Genomic DNA, 14,197 nt, shown 5'->3' on the forward strand with positions numbered 1-14,197 from the left:
CGTGAACGACGCACGAACCGGGCCCATGCGGCACCGATGTCCGGGAACCCGAACGCCCAGGTGGCGCGGCAACACCGAGACCGGACGTAGCGGTCTGGCATGTTCTCGGGTTGGATCACCCCTATGGCCATCCACTCGTTCCACCTCGCCAAGGCGCCCCTCCGAAGCGCCGTCGGCGTGCTCCTGCGGCCGCCGTCGGCACCGGGACTCCAGCACATCGAAGTCCTCGTCGGGATGGAACTGGGCGCGCCCGTCGTGTCGCCGAGCCGGATGCGGCTGCGACACCTCGCCGTGTTCGCCGAATGGGCCGACGAAGCGGCACTCGAGGCGTTCCTCGCGCAGACGCCCTCCGGCCGGATGCTCAGTGCCGGTTGGCATGTGCGGCTCGAGTACCTGCGCCGCTGGGGATCGGTCCGCGAACTGGACCACCTGCCCGCCGAAACCGGGCGCACCGATCCCGGCGAACCCGTGGTCGCGGTGACCATCGCACGGATGCGCCTGCCCGAGCTGCCGCGCTTCATCCACTGGGGCAGGCCCGTCGAGCGCCAAGTCCGGGACCACCCCGAGACGACGCTGGCGCTCGCGGCGATGCGGCCGACCCGAACGGTCTGCACGTTCTCGGTCTGGACCAGCGCCCGCGCCATGACCGGCATGGTCTTCGGACGCGACGCCGGCCCCGCCGCCCGCCTCCACAGCGAGGCGATGGCGGAGCGGGACCGGCGGGACTTCCATCACGAGTTCACGACGCTGCGGTTCCGGCCGCTCTCCGAGCACGGCTCATGGGAAGGGCGGTCGAACCTCGTCCCCGGGCCCCGCCCCGCTGCACCGGACGGCGACAGCGGTTCGAGCCGCTGAAGCCCGGCGCGCTACGCGGCCCGCGTCGACTTCTTGACCTTGGACCCGAACACGGCGCCGAGGCCGATCATCCCGACCGCGAGGCCGAAGTGCAGCCAGTTGTCCGCGGTGTTCACGGGCACGAAGTTGGCCGCGGAGCCGAGGTCGATGATGAGGCCGTACAACCACAGCACCAGGTAGATCACGCCGCCGACGAGGAGGAAGGACACCGATCGGCTCGCCGATCCGGCGCACAGGAAGCCGACGATCCCGAACAGCACGTGGACGAGGTTGTGCAGGATCGACACCGCGAAGACACCGAACAGCATGGCCGAGGAGTGGTGCCCCGCGAAGGTCATCTCGCTGAAGTCGGTCGTGATGCCGGGAACGAATCCGAGCAGTCCCACCAGCAGGAACACCGCAGAGATGAACATCGTCGTGGGACGCAGCGGCGTCCTCGCCGTCGAATCGCCTTTGAACTCACTCATTTCGGACTCCTCTCACGTTGTCATTCGGTTACCCCGCGCCGGTCGGTTCATGCCGGGCGGTGGGCCGCGCGGGCATAGCCCCTCCATGCCCTGGGTAACCGGACCGCGTGAACCGACAGCGACACCGAGCCAGGCGCTCGGCCACACCGTTCGAGGAGCCCTCGGGTGCCGAGTCGGCGAGCCGGCGGCGCTGGCGCGCCATGCGTGCGAAGTACGCCGTGGCGACCCGCGCGCCCGAGGCGGACGGCGATTTCGAGAGCCGCTGGGCGACCGTGCGGGGGCTGCGAATCCACTACCGGGCGTCCGCGGACGACCCGTCGGGCGAGGTCCCCGTGGTCCTGGTCCACGGCCTCGCCGTGTCGCACCGCTACCTGATGCCGATCGCGGCGCACCTCGCGCCCCGGTATCCCGTGCGGGCGGTCGACCTGCCCGGATTCGGACTCAGCGAAGCGCCCGGGGCCGTCCTGGACGTTCCCGCGCTCGCGGACTGGCTCGCCGAGTGGATGCGGGCCACCGGGAACGCCCCGGCCGTGCTCATCGCCAACTCCTTCGGCACGCAGATCGCGGTCGACCTCGCCTACCGGCACCCTGACCTGGTGCAGAGCCTGGTCCTGGTCGGCCCGACCATGGACCCGCGTGCGCGGAGCATGACGCGGCAGGCCCTGCGGTGGCTGCGCGGCATCCCCCACGAGGACCCGCTCCAACTGCCGATCCTCCTGCGCGACCTCGCCGATGCCGGACTGGTCCGCGCCGTGCGGACCCTCCGCCTGGCGCTGCGCGACCGGGTCGAGGACAAACTGCCCGGTGTGCGGGCTCCGGCCCTCGTGACGCGCGGCGAGCACGAGGCGGTCACCTCGCAGGCGTGGGCCGAGGAGGTCGCGCGGCTGCTGCCGCGCGGCGAACTCGCGGTCGTGCCGTCGAGCCCGCACGACGCCGTCTACACCGCGGCCGCGCAGCTCGCCGAGATCGCGCTGCCGTTCCTCGAGCGCACGGCGGCCGGGCGGACCGGCTCCTGACCGGCGGGTGCATGGTCGGCCCCGGCCGGGGTACTTCTCCGTCCCTGAGGAGGGGGGAACCATGACCGACCGGAACCAGACCTACGACGCCGCAGAGCACGAGACCTTCGGGTTCGTGGACGACGAGGAGCCGAACGAGGAGGGGCTCTCGGACGCCATCCTCGACGCGGACGGCTACCAGGAGGCGGACAAGCCCGGTATGACGCCGCAGGAAGAGCGCCAGGGCACGCCGCTCGAGCAGCAGCTGGCCGCCGAAGTCCCCGAGGACACGGGCGAGGCGCGCGAGCGCGACCCGGGCGAACCGGTTCCCGATGAGGCCGACCCGCTCCAGCCGGTCCCGGACGAGGGCGAGCCCCGCGAGCCGCTGCCGGACGAGGCCGACCCGCTCCAGCCGATACCGAACGACCCCAACGATCCGAACGACCCCGATCCGGTGCCGCCGGAACAGGACGAGGCCCTCGACCCGTACGCGCCCGATCCGACGCGCCCGGAGAGCGGCGTGCCGTACGGCGTCGACCCGTTCCGTCCGCTTCCTGACGAGCCGGTCCCGCCCCGGCCCTGACACGAAGGCCGGCCGCGCTCCGGACCGCGCCCGCTCAGGGCGCGGTCCGCTCGCGCCGCTGCCTGCGGAGCAGGACCCCGGTGCGGTGGGCGAGGAAGATGAGCGCCAGGCCGTTCAGGGCGTGGACCAGGAACAGCGACTGGCCCCAGAGCGTGCCGGGGACGTTGACGACGGCCATGCCGTGCTGGAGCAGCACGAGGAAGGCCCCCAGCGCGGTCAGCCACACGATCCGGGCCCCGGCCCGCGCCGCCAGGGCGATGAGGATCGCGGCCGCATAGAGGTACAGCAGGGCGTTGCCGTTGCGGAAGTGCAGTGCGAAGCCGTCGTCGAGCGCCCCGCTGTAGCCGACGCCGAAGCCGGCCAGGGCGAACTGCACGACCAGCAGCACCAGCAGCAGCATCATCCAGACCCGCAGGACCTTGCCGAAGACGGGACTCATGCCGGGGTTCCTTCCGCTTTCAGAGCGCGTTTCGCGTCGACCGCCTGTTTGGCCCGGCGGGCGACGACCACTTGCAGGGTGAGAATGCCGAGGCCGTTGAGCGCGTGGAGGGCGATGCCGACGCCCCCGCCGACGCCGTCGGTGCCGAAGCTGTAGGCGAACGCGCCCTGCATCATGATCATGAAGGCCGACAAGGCGGTCAGCAGCACGGTCTTCCAGCCGGGCCGGGCGATGAGGGCGAAGACCACCGACAGCATGAGCCAGAGGATGAGCATGCCGCCGTTGCCGGCGTGGGCGATGAACCGCATGATGCGCTCGTCGCCTCCCGAGACGGCCCCCCATCCGGCGAGGCCGACCTGGAGCACGAGGAGGACGACGACGAACCGCGTCCACCCCAGGAAGAACAGCTTCACCCGCGACATCTCCTCACACCTGACCGCGGCCGGCCGCCGCATGCGGTGGAGTCTGCCGCCCGCCGTCGCGCCCGGGCATCGGCCCGGAGTTGTCAATCGGCCTACATCGCGGGAGGTAGGAGCCCTGCGGGGCGTACTTCCTTGGGGCCGAACGCCAAGGGGGCCGCGGTGTCGACCGGGTCGTCGTGTCGTCCCGTGCGGGACTTGACGACGCGAGGTTTCCGATGCCCGCAACGGGGAACCCTCGCGGGCCGACCCGTGGGAGGATTTGACCATGAAATCGCAGCAGGATCCGCCGAGATCGAACGCCGAACCGGGAGTCGAGACCGACGCCCTGCGCCTGTCGGACATCGCCGGGCGCGACAGTGTCGAGGTCCCCGAGCACGAGCCCTACGACGACGAAGATGCACTGGTTGCCGAGTCGGGGAGCAGGACCGGACGGATCGTCATGATCCTCGCGGTAGCCGGGATCGCCGCGGCCGCGGTGGTCGGCGCCAAGATCGCCTACGACCGGCACAAGTCCGCCACCGGGTACCGCCGGGCCGTCGCGCACCTCGAGGACGCGCGGGACGCGATCATGTCGGCGGCCGGTGAGCTGCCCGAGCGGAGCCGCGCGGTCCTTCAGAAGGTCACCAACCGCTGAGCGAACGAACCCGGACGCGTCGGGCCTCGGCGCTTTCCTTACTTCCGAGTGCGCCGGGCTGCTCCTGCGGCCCGGCGGCTCCGGCGTGCCCGGGTGCGATCGCCACGGTCCCGCCGCGGATGCCCACGGGCACTGGGTAAAGGCTGCTGCATCGGCAATGTCGTACCCGACCCGTACGGTGGGTTCCCAGCCATGCCGAAGAGAAGGGAAACAACATGACCATCGGCGTCATGACACCGAAAGGCCATGTCGGCGCACACGTGCTGCGACTGCTCGTCCAAGCCGGGGTCCGCCCGCGCGCGCTGCTGCGCGACCCGGGCACGCTCGACGCGGACATCGCCGAGCACGTCGACACCGCGGTGCTCGACGCGTGGGACGCCGCCAGTGTGGTCGACGCGACGAGCGGTCTCGAAGCGCTGTACTGGGTCAGCCCGACCGCCACGGACCGCGACCCGGTCGAAGCGCACATGAACGCGGCCGGGAACGTCCGGGCCGCCGTCCAGGCCAACGGCATTCCGCGTGTGGTGTTCCAGTCCAGCGGCGGCGCGGAGAAGCGCCACGGCGTCGGCGAGATCGACGGCCTCGCCGCCACGGAGCTCGCCCTCGATGAGAGCGGCGCCTCGGTCACGCACCTGCGGTGCGGCTACTTCTTCACCAACCTGTTCATGGACCTGGAGTCGATCCGGGACGGCGCACTGGTCACCGCGATGGACCTCGACCGGCCGCTGCCGTGGGTCGCGCCCGAGGACATCGCGGCGGTCGCCGCGGTCCGCCTGCTCTCCCGGTCGTGGGCCGGCCGCAGCGTCCAGGGGGTGCACGGCCCCGAGGACCTATCGTTCCGGCAGGTCGCCGAGATCCTGACGGACGCCCTCGGCCACGCGGTGGAGCCCAAGCAGATCAGCGACGCCGAAGTCCGCTCGACGCTGACCTCCTTGGGGATGTCCGAGTCGCAAGTGGACGCGATCGTGATGATGACCGTGGGCATCAGGGACGACTACACCCCCGAGGACCCCCGGTCCGTCGCGACCGCTACGCCCACCGCTCTGAAAGGCTGGGCCGCAACGCATCTCGCGTAGCGTGACACCGCTGAACCGTCACTGGGGGAGACCCGCCCGCTCCTTGGCGAGCCCGACCGTGCCCTCCGGGGCGTCGTCCGACGTCCGCACGTAGCCTTCGCGCTCATAGAAGTCGATGTTCCGCCGGCTCTTGGCGCCGGTGAAGAGCACGAAGCGCCGGCACTCCGGGTCGGCCGCGGACTCGGCGGTCCGCAGCAGCCACGTCCCCAGGCCGCGGCCGCGCTGGTCGGGGGCGACGGCGAGCCGTCCGATGTCCCAGACGTCTCGGATGCGGCGGGTCCGCACGATGCCGAGCAGCCGCCCGTCGAGCCAGAGGCCCGTGGTGCGCCAGGCGGCCAGCCACTCGCGAATGTCCTCCACCGATTCGTGCAGGGCCGGAATGTCGAGGGTGTCGTTGACGACCGCCTCCTCCACCCAACAGCACCGCTGCAGCACGGTCACCTCCGCGGCGTCGTCGGGCGTGAGCGCCCGCGCGTACGACCCCGCCACCGGACCCGGCCGCGACTCGGTCCGGGCCCGTTCACGCATGGGCCGCAAGGCGTTCGCGACCCGCGCGAGCTCGTCGAGCAGGGCGATGCCCGCCGCGTCGCGGGCGGGGTCGGGTCGCAGCGCCCCCGCCGCAACCGCGTCCTCGAAGCGCTCGACCGCTTCGCCGATGCGGATGGCGACCGTGGCGCCGAGCGGCATCATGCGCAAGGTGGTCACCACCTGCTTCGCGTGCTGCACCGCGCGGGTGCCCGCCGAGGTGTGGCCGTAGCTGACGAAGCCGATCGGCTTCCAGGCCCACTCGGCGCTCAGGTAGTCCAGCGCGTTCTTCAGCGTCGCGGGCATCCCGTAGTTGTACTCGGGCGTGACCGCGATGAACCCGTCCGCGGCGTCGGCGATCGCGCTCCACCGGCGGGTGTGCTCGTGCCGGTAGACGCCCGACGACGGGTGCTCCTCCTCGTCGAGGAACGGCAGGTCCAAGTCGTCCAACGACACCGGCACCAGCTCGACGCCGAGCTGGTCGGCCCGGTCGGCGACCGCGTCGAGGAGCCACCGGTTCACGGCGGGGCCGAGCGCGCCGGGGCGGGTGCTGCACGTGAGGACGAGGACGCGAAGTTTTTTCGTTGACATGGAAACGAAGTGTAGATGCTAAGTTGATTACATGTCAACGAGTTTTTCGGCAGCAGCGGTTCGCTGGCTCGACCCCGACGAGGAGCGGGCCTGGCGGGCCTTCCGGCGCGTCATGGTCGCCGTCCAGATCGGTACCGCCCGCGACCTGGCCGCGATCGGGCTCTCCGAAGCCGACTACGAGGTCCTGAGCACCCTCTCCGAACGCCCCGGGCGCACCAGCACGCTAGGGGAGCAGGCCGACAAGATGGGCTGGTCCCGCAGTCGGCTCTCCCGCCACGCCAGCCGCATGGAGGCGCGCGGACTGCTCCGGCGCGAACCCGACCCCGCCGACGGCAGAGGCTGCCTGCTCTTGCTCACCGCGCAGGGCATGAAGGCCCTCGAGAACGCCGCGCCCGCCCACGTCGAGTCGGTGCGCCGCCACTTCATCGACCGCCTCGAACCCCGCGACCTCGCCGCCCTCGAGCGCATCGCCGCCCGCATGGACCAACACGCCCCCGAACGCGCCTGACAGGCCGGTGTCGCCGACCCGACCGGGGCCGAGTCGGCTCCGGGATCGCCGAATGTCGGTGGCGAGCGGGATGATGAGGTCCGCGAACGCGAATGGGCTGCAGGAGGTCGGATGCGGAGCAGGGCAGGCTCGTCGGCGCGGTTGGCGCCGCGTCGGCGCAGGCGCGAGGCGAGAGCGAACCGGGACGGCGCGGCTGTGCCTCCTGAAACTGTGCTGCCCGAACTCGAGGACAGCGCCTGGTACCGCCACTCCGAGGACGTCGAGTCGGCGTCGTTCTGGCGCATGGCGAGGCAACTGCCCGGCCTGATCGGGCAGGCGCTGCGGACCGCCTGGACCGCTTCGCGCGGATGGACTGTGGCCGCGATCGGCCTCAACGTCGTCGCCGGCGTCGCGACCACGACCGCGCTTCTGGCGGTCTCGGACATCTCGGCCACCCTGTTCGCCGCCGCGCCGACCTGGGAGCGGCTCGTGGCCGCCGGCCCCGCACTCGGCCTCCTCGTCGGTGCGACCGCGGCCCGCGCCGGCCTGGGCCTCGGCGCCGGGTACGCGCAGCAGCGGCTGCACCCCCTCGTGCTCAACCGGACCGAACGTGAGTTCTACCGGCTCATCACGGCCGTACCGCGCTCGGCGTTCGACGACGACACGTTCGCCGACCGCCTGAAGGCCGCGAAGGACCGCGGGTCGCGGGCCGTCGTCGATCTCGTCGGCCACGTCGTCGACCTGGTGACCGCCGCGGTCACCGTCGCCGCGGTGGCGGCCGCGCTCGCGGTCATCGAGCCGGTCCTGATCCCGCTCCTGTTCGCGGCGGCGCTCCCCACCGGCTGGGCCGCGGTCCGGTCGGCGCGGCTCATGTACGTCTCGAACCGCTCTCGGGTCTCGCGCCGGCGCCGCCTCTGGATGGTCGAGTGGCTCATGGACAACCGCTGGACCGCCGACGACCAGCGCTACCACGAGGCGGGCGCCTGGCTGCGCGGCCAGCACCAGGCCATGGTGGACCAGGAGACCCGGGCGGACTTCGACGTGATCCGGTCGCAGACGCTCACCCGCGGCATCGGCCAGCTCGTCGCCGGTGTCGCCGTCGCGGGCGTCTACGGGGTGCTCCTGTGGATGCTCGCGGCCGGCGCCGTGCCGCTGGCCGTCGCCGCGGCCGCAGTGGTCGCGATCGGGCAGGGCCGCGCCGGGATGGAGAACCTCCTCGTCGCCGTCAACACCGTCTACGAGGACGGGCTGTACGCCGCGGACCGGCACGAGTTCGACGCCATCGCGCGCGAGCGCATCGCCGCGCAGCCGCACCTCGCCGGCCCCGCACCGGACGACACGCGCCCGCTGCCGGTTCCCCGCGTGATCGAACTGGTCGACGTCTCGTTCCGCTACCCGGGCAAGGACACCGACGCCGTCACCGGCGTGAGCCTCACGATCGAGCGCGGCCGGACCCTCGCGCTCGTCGGCGAGAACGGCTCGGGCAAGACCACCGTCGCGAAGCTCCTCGCCGGCCTCTACGCGCCCACCTCGGGGCAGATCCTCTGGGACGGCGTCGACATCACCCGCATCGATCCCGCCCGCTGGCGCTGCCACGTGGCGGTGATCGCCCAGCAGGTGCAGCAGTGGCCGTTCACCGCCGAACTCTCGGTGCGGCTCGGACGCTCCAACGAGCCGGCCGACCGCGAGCGGCTCCAAGCCGCGGCGCGCGACGCGGGCGCGCTCGACATGATCGAAGGCTTCGAGCACGGCTGGAACCAGCTCCTGGACACCCAGTTCCGGGGCGGCACCGACCTCTCGGGCGGACAGTGGCAGCGGCTCTCCTCCGCGCGCGGCCTCTACCGCGACCGCGGCGGGCTGCTCGTCGCCGACGAGCCCTCGGCCGCTCTCGACGCCCGCGCCGAGGCGCTGCTCTTCGACACCCTGCGCGCCCGCGCGGGGTCCGCCTCGACCGTGCTGATCTCGCACCGGCTCCAAGGCGTGGTCCACGCCGACGCGATCGCGGTGCTCGATGAAGGCAAGCTCATCGAACTGGGGCCGCACCGGGACCTGGTCGCCGCGAACGGCGTCTACGCCGAACTGTGGCGGCTCCAGGCCCGGTCCTACGCGGCCTAGCTCACGCAGCCATCGACCCTTGTGGATGGACGACGCGGGGTCCCCGGCGGTTGGGATTCCGGGGACCCCGCTGCCGGCTCAACCGCAAGCGACGGTCGGCCAGTTCCAGTTGCCGTTGGCCTGGATGGTGAGCCCGAAGGTGTTGCCGCTGCCGTTCGGCGTGGCGACCAGCTGCTGCGCACTCGGGTACGACGCGCTGCAGTTCCAGGTGGCGATGACCTTCGCGGGCGACGGGATGTTCAGCGTGGTCCGCCAGTCGCTCTTGCCGGAGACCGCCACGTTGAGGTTGTACCGGTCGCTCCAGCGCTGGCCGGCCGAGAGCGTCGCGGTGCAGGCGCCGCCGCCCCCGCCACCGCCGCCGGTGCTGCCGACGGTGATGTTGGAGTTGCCGGTGGACTGGTAGCCCTCGGTCGCCATGATCATGTAGTAGCTGAACGCGCCCAGGTTCATGCCGGCGCGGGCCCACGCGTCGAAGTGGGCGCCGGTGTCGATGGAGCCGGAGGAGCGATTGCCCTGGCGGACGCTCCAGTACTGCTGGAAGGTCTTGGTGCCCTCCACCGACGGGGCGTTGTAGCGCGTGGACTGGCCGAGCCAGTAGTTGCCGCCGTTGATGGTGGCGTTGCCGCGGTGCGTGGCGCCGCTGCTGGGGTTGTACGGGCCGTGGGATTCGACGATGTAGTACTCGACCAGCGGGTTGGAGGTCCAACCGTAGAGCGCCAGGTAGCCGTTGCTGCCGTGGTTGACCGAACCGCTGTAGTCCACGGTGCGGCGTCCGCCGTTGGCCCAGCCCTTGCCGCCGACCCAGTTGTTGGCGCCGTTCCACTGGGAGCTGTAGTTCCCGCCCGCGCCGAGGGTCATGGAGGCCCTGCCCTGGGAGTCGGTCCAGAACGAGTAGTAGTAGCCGTTGTGGGTGCCCTCCTGGTTGGTGGTGATCACCTGCTGGGCGTGGGCCGTGCCGGGCATGATCAGCCCTGTGGCGCCGAGCGCGAGCGCTCCCGTGCCGCCGAGGAGAAGGTTCCGGCGGCTGAAAATGCTGGGGGGCGGGTTGTCCGATGACATCCTGACTCCTTGGGAAGGTGCCGTCCGGTCGGCGTGAAATCGCCGACCGCATCGAGAGACATCTATCTATCGATGATGACCATCGTGGACCGCACTCCGGAACGTGTCAATGACTTTCGGAAAACTATCGGAACTTTTCAGGAAGAATTACTGGCAACCGGTGATCATCGGCGCAGTTCAATAGCGATCCCCAACGAGAACCCTCGGAATCCGCCACATTGCACTACGAGTCGGCGAAGCCGTGATACCGAAACTTTCGGAAATTATCAGCACGTCACGGCACGGCTACACCGTCTTACTCGGGCCGGACGGCCGCGTACAGCAGCATGTCCCGCCGCACGCCGCCGATCGCCTGGTGGCTGCGCAGGAGCCCTTCGCGCTCGTAGCCCGCGCGCTCGGCCGTGCGGATCGAGCCCTCGTTCCACGGCTCGATGCAGAGCGCGATCCGGAACAGCCCCGGCACCGTCCAGCCGAACCCGGTGAGCGCGGCGAGCGCATCGGCGGCGAACCCGCGACCGCGTCCGGAGGGCACGATCGAGTAGCCGGCCGTGGCTCGGCCCTCCCCGAGCTCGCGGAGCCAGAGTCCGCACTGCCCGACCGCCGCGCCGCTCGCCGCATCGGCGACCGCGAAGGAGAACCCGACGCCTTCGTCGTAGCGCTCGTGCTGCCTGCGGATCCACGCCAGCGCCTGCGCCTCGTCCGCATGCGGCGGCAGCGTGCCGATCGTCGGAATGTACGCATCGGTCGCGAGCTCACACGCCATCGCGACGTCGTCCTCGCGTGCCCGACGGAGCACGACGCCGCCGTGCGCGGGCGGCGTGCGGGGCCAAGGCGGCAGTGGGGAGGTCATCGCGCCATTATGCGCGACCGCATTCGGCCACATGGCTGAAGCGGCAGGTCCCCTCCCGCCCACAGGATTGGGGCATGGACACTCCTCGGCTCGACCTCCAGCCCCGCCTCGACGCCCGGCTCCGCCGCGAATGGCCGATCGCGGCCGGACTCCTGCTCCTCGCGCTCGTGCCCTCGATCGCCGGAGCCTTCCGCATCGGCGAGATCACTTCGGGCGCAACCGAAACCGCCGCGAACGCCCGCTTCATGCAGATGCCGCTGCCGGTGCTCCTGCACATCGTCGGCGCACTCGTCTACGCCATGGTCGGCGCGTTCCAGTTCCTGCCGCGCCTGCGCCGCACCCGCAACGGATGGCACCGCTTCGCCGGCCGGTACCTTCTCCTGCCCGCCGGCTTCGTCGTCGCCCTCACCGGCCTGTGGATGACCGCGTTCTACGACACGCCCGCGATCGACGACCGCGCGGTCGCCGTCTCCCGGTACCTCGTCGGCGGCTTCATGCTCGCCTGCCTCGTCCTCGGCATCGCCGCGATACGGCGGCACGACTACTCCGCCCACGGGGCGTGGATGATCCGGGCCTACGCATTGGCGATGGGCGCGGGCACGCAGGTCCTCACCTCCGGCCCGCCGCTGCTGCTGTTCGGCGAACCGAGCGAGCTCGCACGGCTCATACAGATGGACGCCGGATGGCTCATCAACATTCTGGTGGCCGAGTGGATCATCGCCCGCAGGCGAGCGGCCTCGCGCCGGCCTGCGACGATGACCGCGTGATGAACATGGGCACCGCGCAGCGGGCGATGCACGGCGCGTGGTCGCGGCCCCGCGCCGCGGGCGCCGACGGGCCCCGGCCCAGGGACCTGGTGCTCGCCGCCGTGTTCGCGGCCGTGTCCGTCGTCGAGGGCGCGCTGCGCCCCGACCTGGAATGGCGGGCCGCGACGGTGCTCGTGACGGTCGGGATCCTGCCCGTCCTGCTGTGGCGCCGGACCCGCCCGCTGGCGAGCGCGGTGCTCCTCACCGGCTCGACCGCGGCGTTCGCGCTCGCGCACGCCGTCGCGGGGATCGAGCCGAACGCGCTGGTCGCCACGTTCGTGTTCCTCACCGTGCCGTACGCGCTGTTCCGTTGGGGCTCAGGGCGGGACCGGTGCATCGGCGGCGCCGTGACCGCGGTCGGGCTGGTGTGCTCGAGTTCGCTCGGCAGCGATCCGATCGCCGACATCGCCGCCGGGGTGGCGTTCATGGGCGGCGCCTGCCTGATCGGCGCGCTGCGCCGCGAGCGCCTGGAGTCGCGGGCGCGGCTGCTCGACTCGGTCCGGGCGCGCGAGCGCGAGGCGCTGGCCCGCGACCTCCACGACACTGTCGCGCACCATGTCTCGGCGATCGTCATCCGCGCGCAGGTCGCGGGCGCGGACCCGGCGCGCGTGACCGAGTCGCTCGGCGTCATCGAGCGCGAGGCGCAGGCGGCGCTGGGGGAGATGCGCTCGCTGGTGCGGACGCTCCGCGCGCCCGCCGACTTCGCCCCGACCGCGGGTCTGCCCGAGCTCGCCCGCCTCGCCGACCCGGGGCCGCCGAAGGTCGCCGTCCGCATCGAAGCCTCCGGGGAACTTCCGGTCGTCGTCGCCTCGACGCTGTACCGGATCGCGCAGGAGGGCATCACGAACGCGCGCCGCCACGCCCGTGACGCCTCCACTGTCGACGTTTCGGTCGCGGTGGACGCGGCGGTCGCGAGCATCGTCGTCCACGACGACGGCGCCCCCGTACGCCAAGCGTCAGGCGGCGGCCACGGCCTCCAGGGCATGGCGGAGCGGGCGGCGCTCCTCGGCGGCGACGTGACCGCCGGACCGGACCCGGACGGCGGATGGACGCTGCGGGCCGCGCTTCCGTTGGGGGACCGATGATCCGGGTGATCGTGGCCGACGACCAGGAGCCGGTGCGCACCGGCCTGCGCCTGCTGCTCGATTCGCAGCCGGACATTGCAGTGGTCGGTGAGGCCGCCGACGGCGTGGAGGCGGTCAGGCTCGCCCAGCGGGTCCGGCCCGATGTGGCCCTTGTGGACATACGGATGCCGGGCCTCAACGGCATCGAGGTGACCTCGCTGCTCGCGGGCGACCGGATCGCCGATCCGATCGCGGTCGTGGTCATCACCACGTTCGACCTCGACGAGTACGTGCACGGCGCACTCCGCGCCGGCGCCAGGGGATTCCTGCTGAAGGAGGCGGGCCCGCACCTGATCGGCGAAGCGGTCCGCGCGGCGGCCAACGGCGACGCGCTCATCGCACCGCAGGTCACGCTCCGGCTCCTCGGCGAGTTCTCGCGCCCGACGCGGGCCGTCAGGCAGCCGTCCGCACCCCTGACCGCCCGCGAGGAGGACGTGCTCGCGCTGCTGGCCCTGGGCCTGACGAACACCGAGATCGGCGCACGGCTCTTCCTCTCCCTGGGCACGGTCAAGACCCATATCGCCGGGGTCCTCGCCAAGCTCGGCCTCCGCAACCGGGTCGAGGCCGCGATGTGGGCGTACGAGTCCGGCCGCGTCGACCGCTCGGACGGCGAGGGCCTCAGCCCTCCTCGCTGACCGGGCCCGCCTGCGGCCGGTACAGGCCGACCAGCACGCCGTAGCGCTCTTCGCCGTCCTCATCGGCGAGTTCGTGGACCAGCTCCTCCAGGGTTTCGCGCAGGCGCCGGGCCTGCGCTTCGCTCAAGCGGATGCCGCGAAGCAGCAGCAGTGGGTCCTCGTCGGTGCGCATGTGGTCGGCGACGGCCGCGAGAGCCGCCTTCGTCGCCACCTCGCCGTCGAATCGCAGCCGCGGGGCGGTGCGTTTGAAGCGCTGCTCGGTCCCACCCCTCACCTGTCGGGTGCCGTCGAGCCGGACGAGGCCGGCCTCGCGCAGCACCTTCAGGTGGTGGCCGGCGCTGCCCTTGCTGATGCCGAGGTCGGCCGCGAGCCGGCTGAGGGTCGCGGACTCCTGCCCGAGGGCGAAGAGCAGCCGGTGGCGCACTGGGTGCCCGAGCGCCCGGTACTGCTGCGGAGTGGAGAGGGTCAGTGCTTCGGCATCGGGTGCGTCCATAAATTAAGTGTCCAAAAAACTAGACGCTTTGTCAATTCGGT

General features: G+C 71.7%; 17 protein-coding genes. 10 read left to right on the forward strand and 7 right to left on the reverse strand.

What is annotated here, in order from left to right:
* The first annotated feature begins 123 nt into the window (after nucleotides 1-123).
* The gene (locus AB0I03_RS15790; RefSeq protein WP_360412688.1) at nucleotides 124-855 is read left to right on the forward strand and encodes a hypothetical protein; all 732 of its coding nucleotides are present in this window, start codon (nucleotides 124-126) and stop codon (nucleotides 853-855) included.
* 11 nt (nucleotides 856-866) lie between these two features.
* Here the strand turns inward: AB0I03_RS15790 and AB0I03_RS15795 are convergent, their stop codons facing one another.
* Complete coding sequence (locus AB0I03_RS15795; RefSeq protein WP_360412690.1) at nucleotides 867-1,322, reverse strand: DUF4383 domain-containing protein; 456 nt, start codon at nucleotides 1,320-1,322, stop codon at nucleotides 867-869.
* Between the two features lie 107 nt (nucleotides 1,323-1,429).
* Between AB0I03_RS15795 and AB0I03_RS15800 the strand changes: the two genes are divergently transcribed.
* Both AB0I03_RS15800 and AB0I03_RS15805 read left to right on the forward strand, forming a co-directional pair.
* Nucleotides 1,430-2,338, forward strand: coding sequence for an alpha/beta hydrolase (locus tag AB0I03_RS15800; RefSeq protein ID WP_360412693.1), 909 nt, complete (start codon nucleotides 1,430-1,432; stop codon nucleotides 2,336-2,338).
* Nucleotides 2,339-2,399: 61 nt separating this feature from the next.
* Nucleotides 2,400-2,900: a hypothetical protein gene (locus AB0I03_RS15805; protein ID WP_360412696.1), complete on the forward strand. Its 501-nt coding sequence runs from the start codon at nucleotides 2,400-2,402 to the stop codon at nucleotides 2,898-2,900.
* A 34-nt stretch (nucleotides 2,901-2,934) separates the two neighbouring features.
* Here the strand turns inward: AB0I03_RS15805 and AB0I03_RS15810 are convergent, their stop codons facing one another.
* Nucleotides 2,935-3,339 carry a hypothetical protein gene (locus tag AB0I03_RS15810; protein ID WP_360412699.1) on the reverse strand — a complete coding sequence of 135 codons (405 nt, stop codon included), beginning with the start codon at nucleotides 3,337-3,339 and terminating at the stop codon, nucleotides 2,935-2,937.
* The gene (locus AB0I03_RS15815) at nucleotides 3,336-3,752 is read right to left on the reverse strand and encodes a hypothetical protein (protein ID WP_360412702.1); all 417 of its coding nucleotides are present in this window, start codon (nucleotides 3,750-3,752) and stop codon (nucleotides 3,336-3,338) included. The genes AB0I03_RS15810 and AB0I03_RS15815 overlap by 4 nt, the downstream gene beginning before the upstream one ends.
* A gap of 274 nt (nucleotides 3,753-4,026) precedes the next feature.
* On the opposite strand from AB0I03_RS15815, the gene AB0I03_RS15820 reads away from it, so the two are divergent.
* Nucleotides 4,027-4,395, forward strand: coding sequence for a hypothetical protein (locus AB0I03_RS15820; RefSeq protein ID WP_360412705.1), 369 nt, complete (start codon nucleotides 4,027-4,029; stop codon nucleotides 4,393-4,395).
* A gap of 215 nt (nucleotides 4,396-4,610) precedes the next feature.
* A complete protein-coding gene (locus AB0I03_RS15825; protein WP_360412708.1) occupies nucleotides 4,611-5,471 on the forward strand; it encodes an NAD(P)H-binding protein in 861 nt (286 codons plus the stop codon).
* Between the two features lie 18 nt (nucleotides 5,472-5,489).
* Here the strand turns inward: AB0I03_RS15825 and AB0I03_RS15830 are convergent, their stop codons facing one another.
* Nucleotides 5,490-6,587, reverse strand: coding sequence for a bifunctional NAD(P)H-dependent oxidoreductase/GNAT family N-acetyltransferase (locus tag AB0I03_RS15830; protein ID WP_360412711.1), 1,098 nt, complete (start codon nucleotides 6,585-6,587; stop codon nucleotides 5,490-5,492).
* Between the two features lie 31 nt (nucleotides 6,588-6,618).
* Here AB0I03_RS15830 and AB0I03_RS15835 point away from each other — a divergent pair, with 31 nt between their 5' ends.
* Nucleotides 6,619-7,095 carry a MarR family transcriptional regulator gene (locus AB0I03_RS15835; RefSeq protein ID WP_360412714.1) on the forward strand — a complete coding sequence of 159 codons (477 nt, stop codon included), beginning with the start codon at nucleotides 6,619-6,621 and terminating at the stop codon, nucleotides 7,093-7,095.
* Nucleotides 7,096-7,290: 195 nt separating this feature from the next.
* Nucleotides 7,291-9,189 (forward strand): ABC transporter ATP-binding protein, encoded by a 1,899-nt coding sequence (locus AB0I03_RS15840; RefSeq protein WP_360412717.1) that lies wholly within the window; start codon nucleotides 7,291-7,293, stop codon nucleotides 9,187-9,189.
* 78 nt (nucleotides 9,190-9,267) lie between these two features.
* On the opposite strand, the gene AB0I03_RS15845 is transcribed toward AB0I03_RS15840, so the two are convergent.
* On the reverse strand, nucleotides 9,268-10,248 hold the full coding sequence (locus tag AB0I03_RS15845; RefSeq protein WP_360412720.1) for a glycoside hydrolase family 11 protein: 981 nt from the start codon (nucleotides 10,246-10,248) through the stop codon (nucleotides 9,268-9,270).
* Between the two features lie 295 nt (nucleotides 10,249-10,543).
* A complete protein-coding gene (locus tag AB0I03_RS15850) occupies nucleotides 10,544-11,098 on the reverse strand; it encodes a GNAT family protein (RefSeq protein WP_360412723.1) in 555 nt (184 codons plus the stop codon).
* Between the two features lie 74 nt (nucleotides 11,099-11,172).
* On the opposite strand from AB0I03_RS15850, the gene AB0I03_RS15855 reads away from it, so the two are divergent.
* Genes AB0I03_RS15855 through AB0I03_RS15865 form a run of 3 tightly spaced genes read left to right on the forward strand, consistent with a single transcriptional unit; the run spans nucleotide 11,173 to nucleotide 13,663 of the window.
* Complete coding sequence (locus AB0I03_RS15855) at nucleotides 11,173-11,865, forward strand: DUF2306 domain-containing protein (protein ID WP_360412726.1); 693 nt, start codon at nucleotides 11,173-11,175, stop codon at nucleotides 11,863-11,865.
* A complete protein-coding gene (locus AB0I03_RS15860; RefSeq protein ID WP_360413090.1) occupies nucleotides 11,865-12,989 on the forward strand; it encodes a histidine kinase in 1,125 nt (374 codons plus the stop codon). Before AB0I03_RS15855 ends, AB0I03_RS15860 begins: the two co-directional genes overlap by 1 nt.
* Nucleotides 12,986-13,663 carry a response regulator transcription factor gene (locus tag AB0I03_RS15865; RefSeq protein ID WP_360412729.1) on the forward strand — a complete coding sequence of 226 codons (678 nt, stop codon included), beginning with the start codon at nucleotides 12,986-12,988 and terminating at the stop codon, nucleotides 13,661-13,663. Before AB0I03_RS15860 ends, AB0I03_RS15865 begins: the two co-directional genes overlap by 4 nt.
* On the opposite strand, the gene AB0I03_RS15870 is transcribed toward AB0I03_RS15865, so the two are convergent.
* Nucleotides 13,647-14,156, reverse strand: a complete 510-nt coding sequence (locus AB0I03_RS15870) for a transcriptional regulator (protein ID WP_360412732.1) — start codon at nucleotides 14,154-14,156, stop codon at nucleotides 13,647-13,649. The two genes, AB0I03_RS15865 and AB0I03_RS15870, sit on opposite strands and share 17 nt — an antisense overlap.
* Between the last annotated feature and the right edge of the window lie 41 nt (nucleotides 14,157-14,197).

This window comes from Glycomyces sp. NPDC021274 (genome assembly GCF_040641195.1).
Classification (GTDB): Bacteria; Actinomycetota; Actinomycetes; order Mycobacteriales; family Micromonosporaceae; genus Glycomyces.

Excerpts from the sequence above, each read along its gene's own strand:
- AB0I03_RS15790 (WP_360412688.1), top strand. The coding sequence starts at position 124 with ATGGCCATCCACTCGTTCCACCTCGCCAAGGCGCCCCTCCGAAGCGCC.
- AB0I03_RS15795 (WP_360412690.1), bottom strand. The coding sequence starts at position 1,322 with ATGAGTGAGTTCAAAGGCGATTCGACGGCGAGGACGCCGCTGCGTCCC.
- AB0I03_RS15805 (WP_360412696.1), top strand. The coding sequence starts at position 2,400 with ATGACCGACCGGAACCAGACCTACGACGCCGCAGAGCACGAGACCTTC.
- AB0I03_RS15810 (WP_360412699.1), bottom strand. The coding sequence starts at position 3,339 with ATGAGTCCCGTCTTCGGCAAGGTCCTGCGGGTCTGGATGATGCTGCTG.
- AB0I03_RS15820 (WP_360412705.1), top strand. The coding sequence starts at position 4,027 with ATGAAATCGCAGCAGGATCCGCCGAGATCGAACGCCGAACCGGGAGTC.
- AB0I03_RS15825 (WP_360412708.1), top strand. The coding sequence starts at position 4,611 with ATGACCATCGGCGTCATGACACCGAAAGGCCATGTCGGCGCACACGTG.
- AB0I03_RS15830 (WP_360412711.1), bottom strand. The coding sequence starts at position 6,587 with ATGTCAACGAAAAAACTTCGCGTCCTCGTCCTCACGTGCAGCACCCGC.
- AB0I03_RS15835 (WP_360412714.1), top strand. The coding sequence starts at position 6,619 with ATGTCAACGAGTTTTTCGGCAGCAGCGGTTCGCTGGCTCGACCCCGAC.
- AB0I03_RS15845 (WP_360412720.1), bottom strand. The coding sequence starts at position 10,248 with ATGTCATCGGACAACCCGCCCCCCAGCATTTTCAGCCGCCGGAACCTT.
- AB0I03_RS15850 (WP_360412723.1), bottom strand. The coding sequence starts at position 11,098 with ATGACCTCCCCACTGCCGCCTTGGCCCCGCACGCCGCCCGCGCACGGC.
- AB0I03_RS15855 (WP_360412726.1), top strand. The coding sequence starts at position 11,173 with ATGGACACTCCTCGGCTCGACCTCCAGCCCCGCCTCGACGCCCGGCTC.
- AB0I03_RS15860 (WP_360413090.1), top strand. The coding sequence starts at position 11,865 with ATGAACATGGGCACCGCGCAGCGGGCGATGCACGGCGCGTGGTCGCGG.
- AB0I03_RS15865 (WP_360412729.1), top strand. The coding sequence starts at position 12,986 with ATGATCCGGGTGATCGTGGCCGACGACCAGGAGCCGGTGCGCACCGGC.
- AB0I03_RS15870 (WP_360412732.1), bottom strand. The coding sequence starts at position 14,156 with ATGGACGCACCCGATGCCGAAGCACTGACCCTCTCCACTCCGCAGCAG.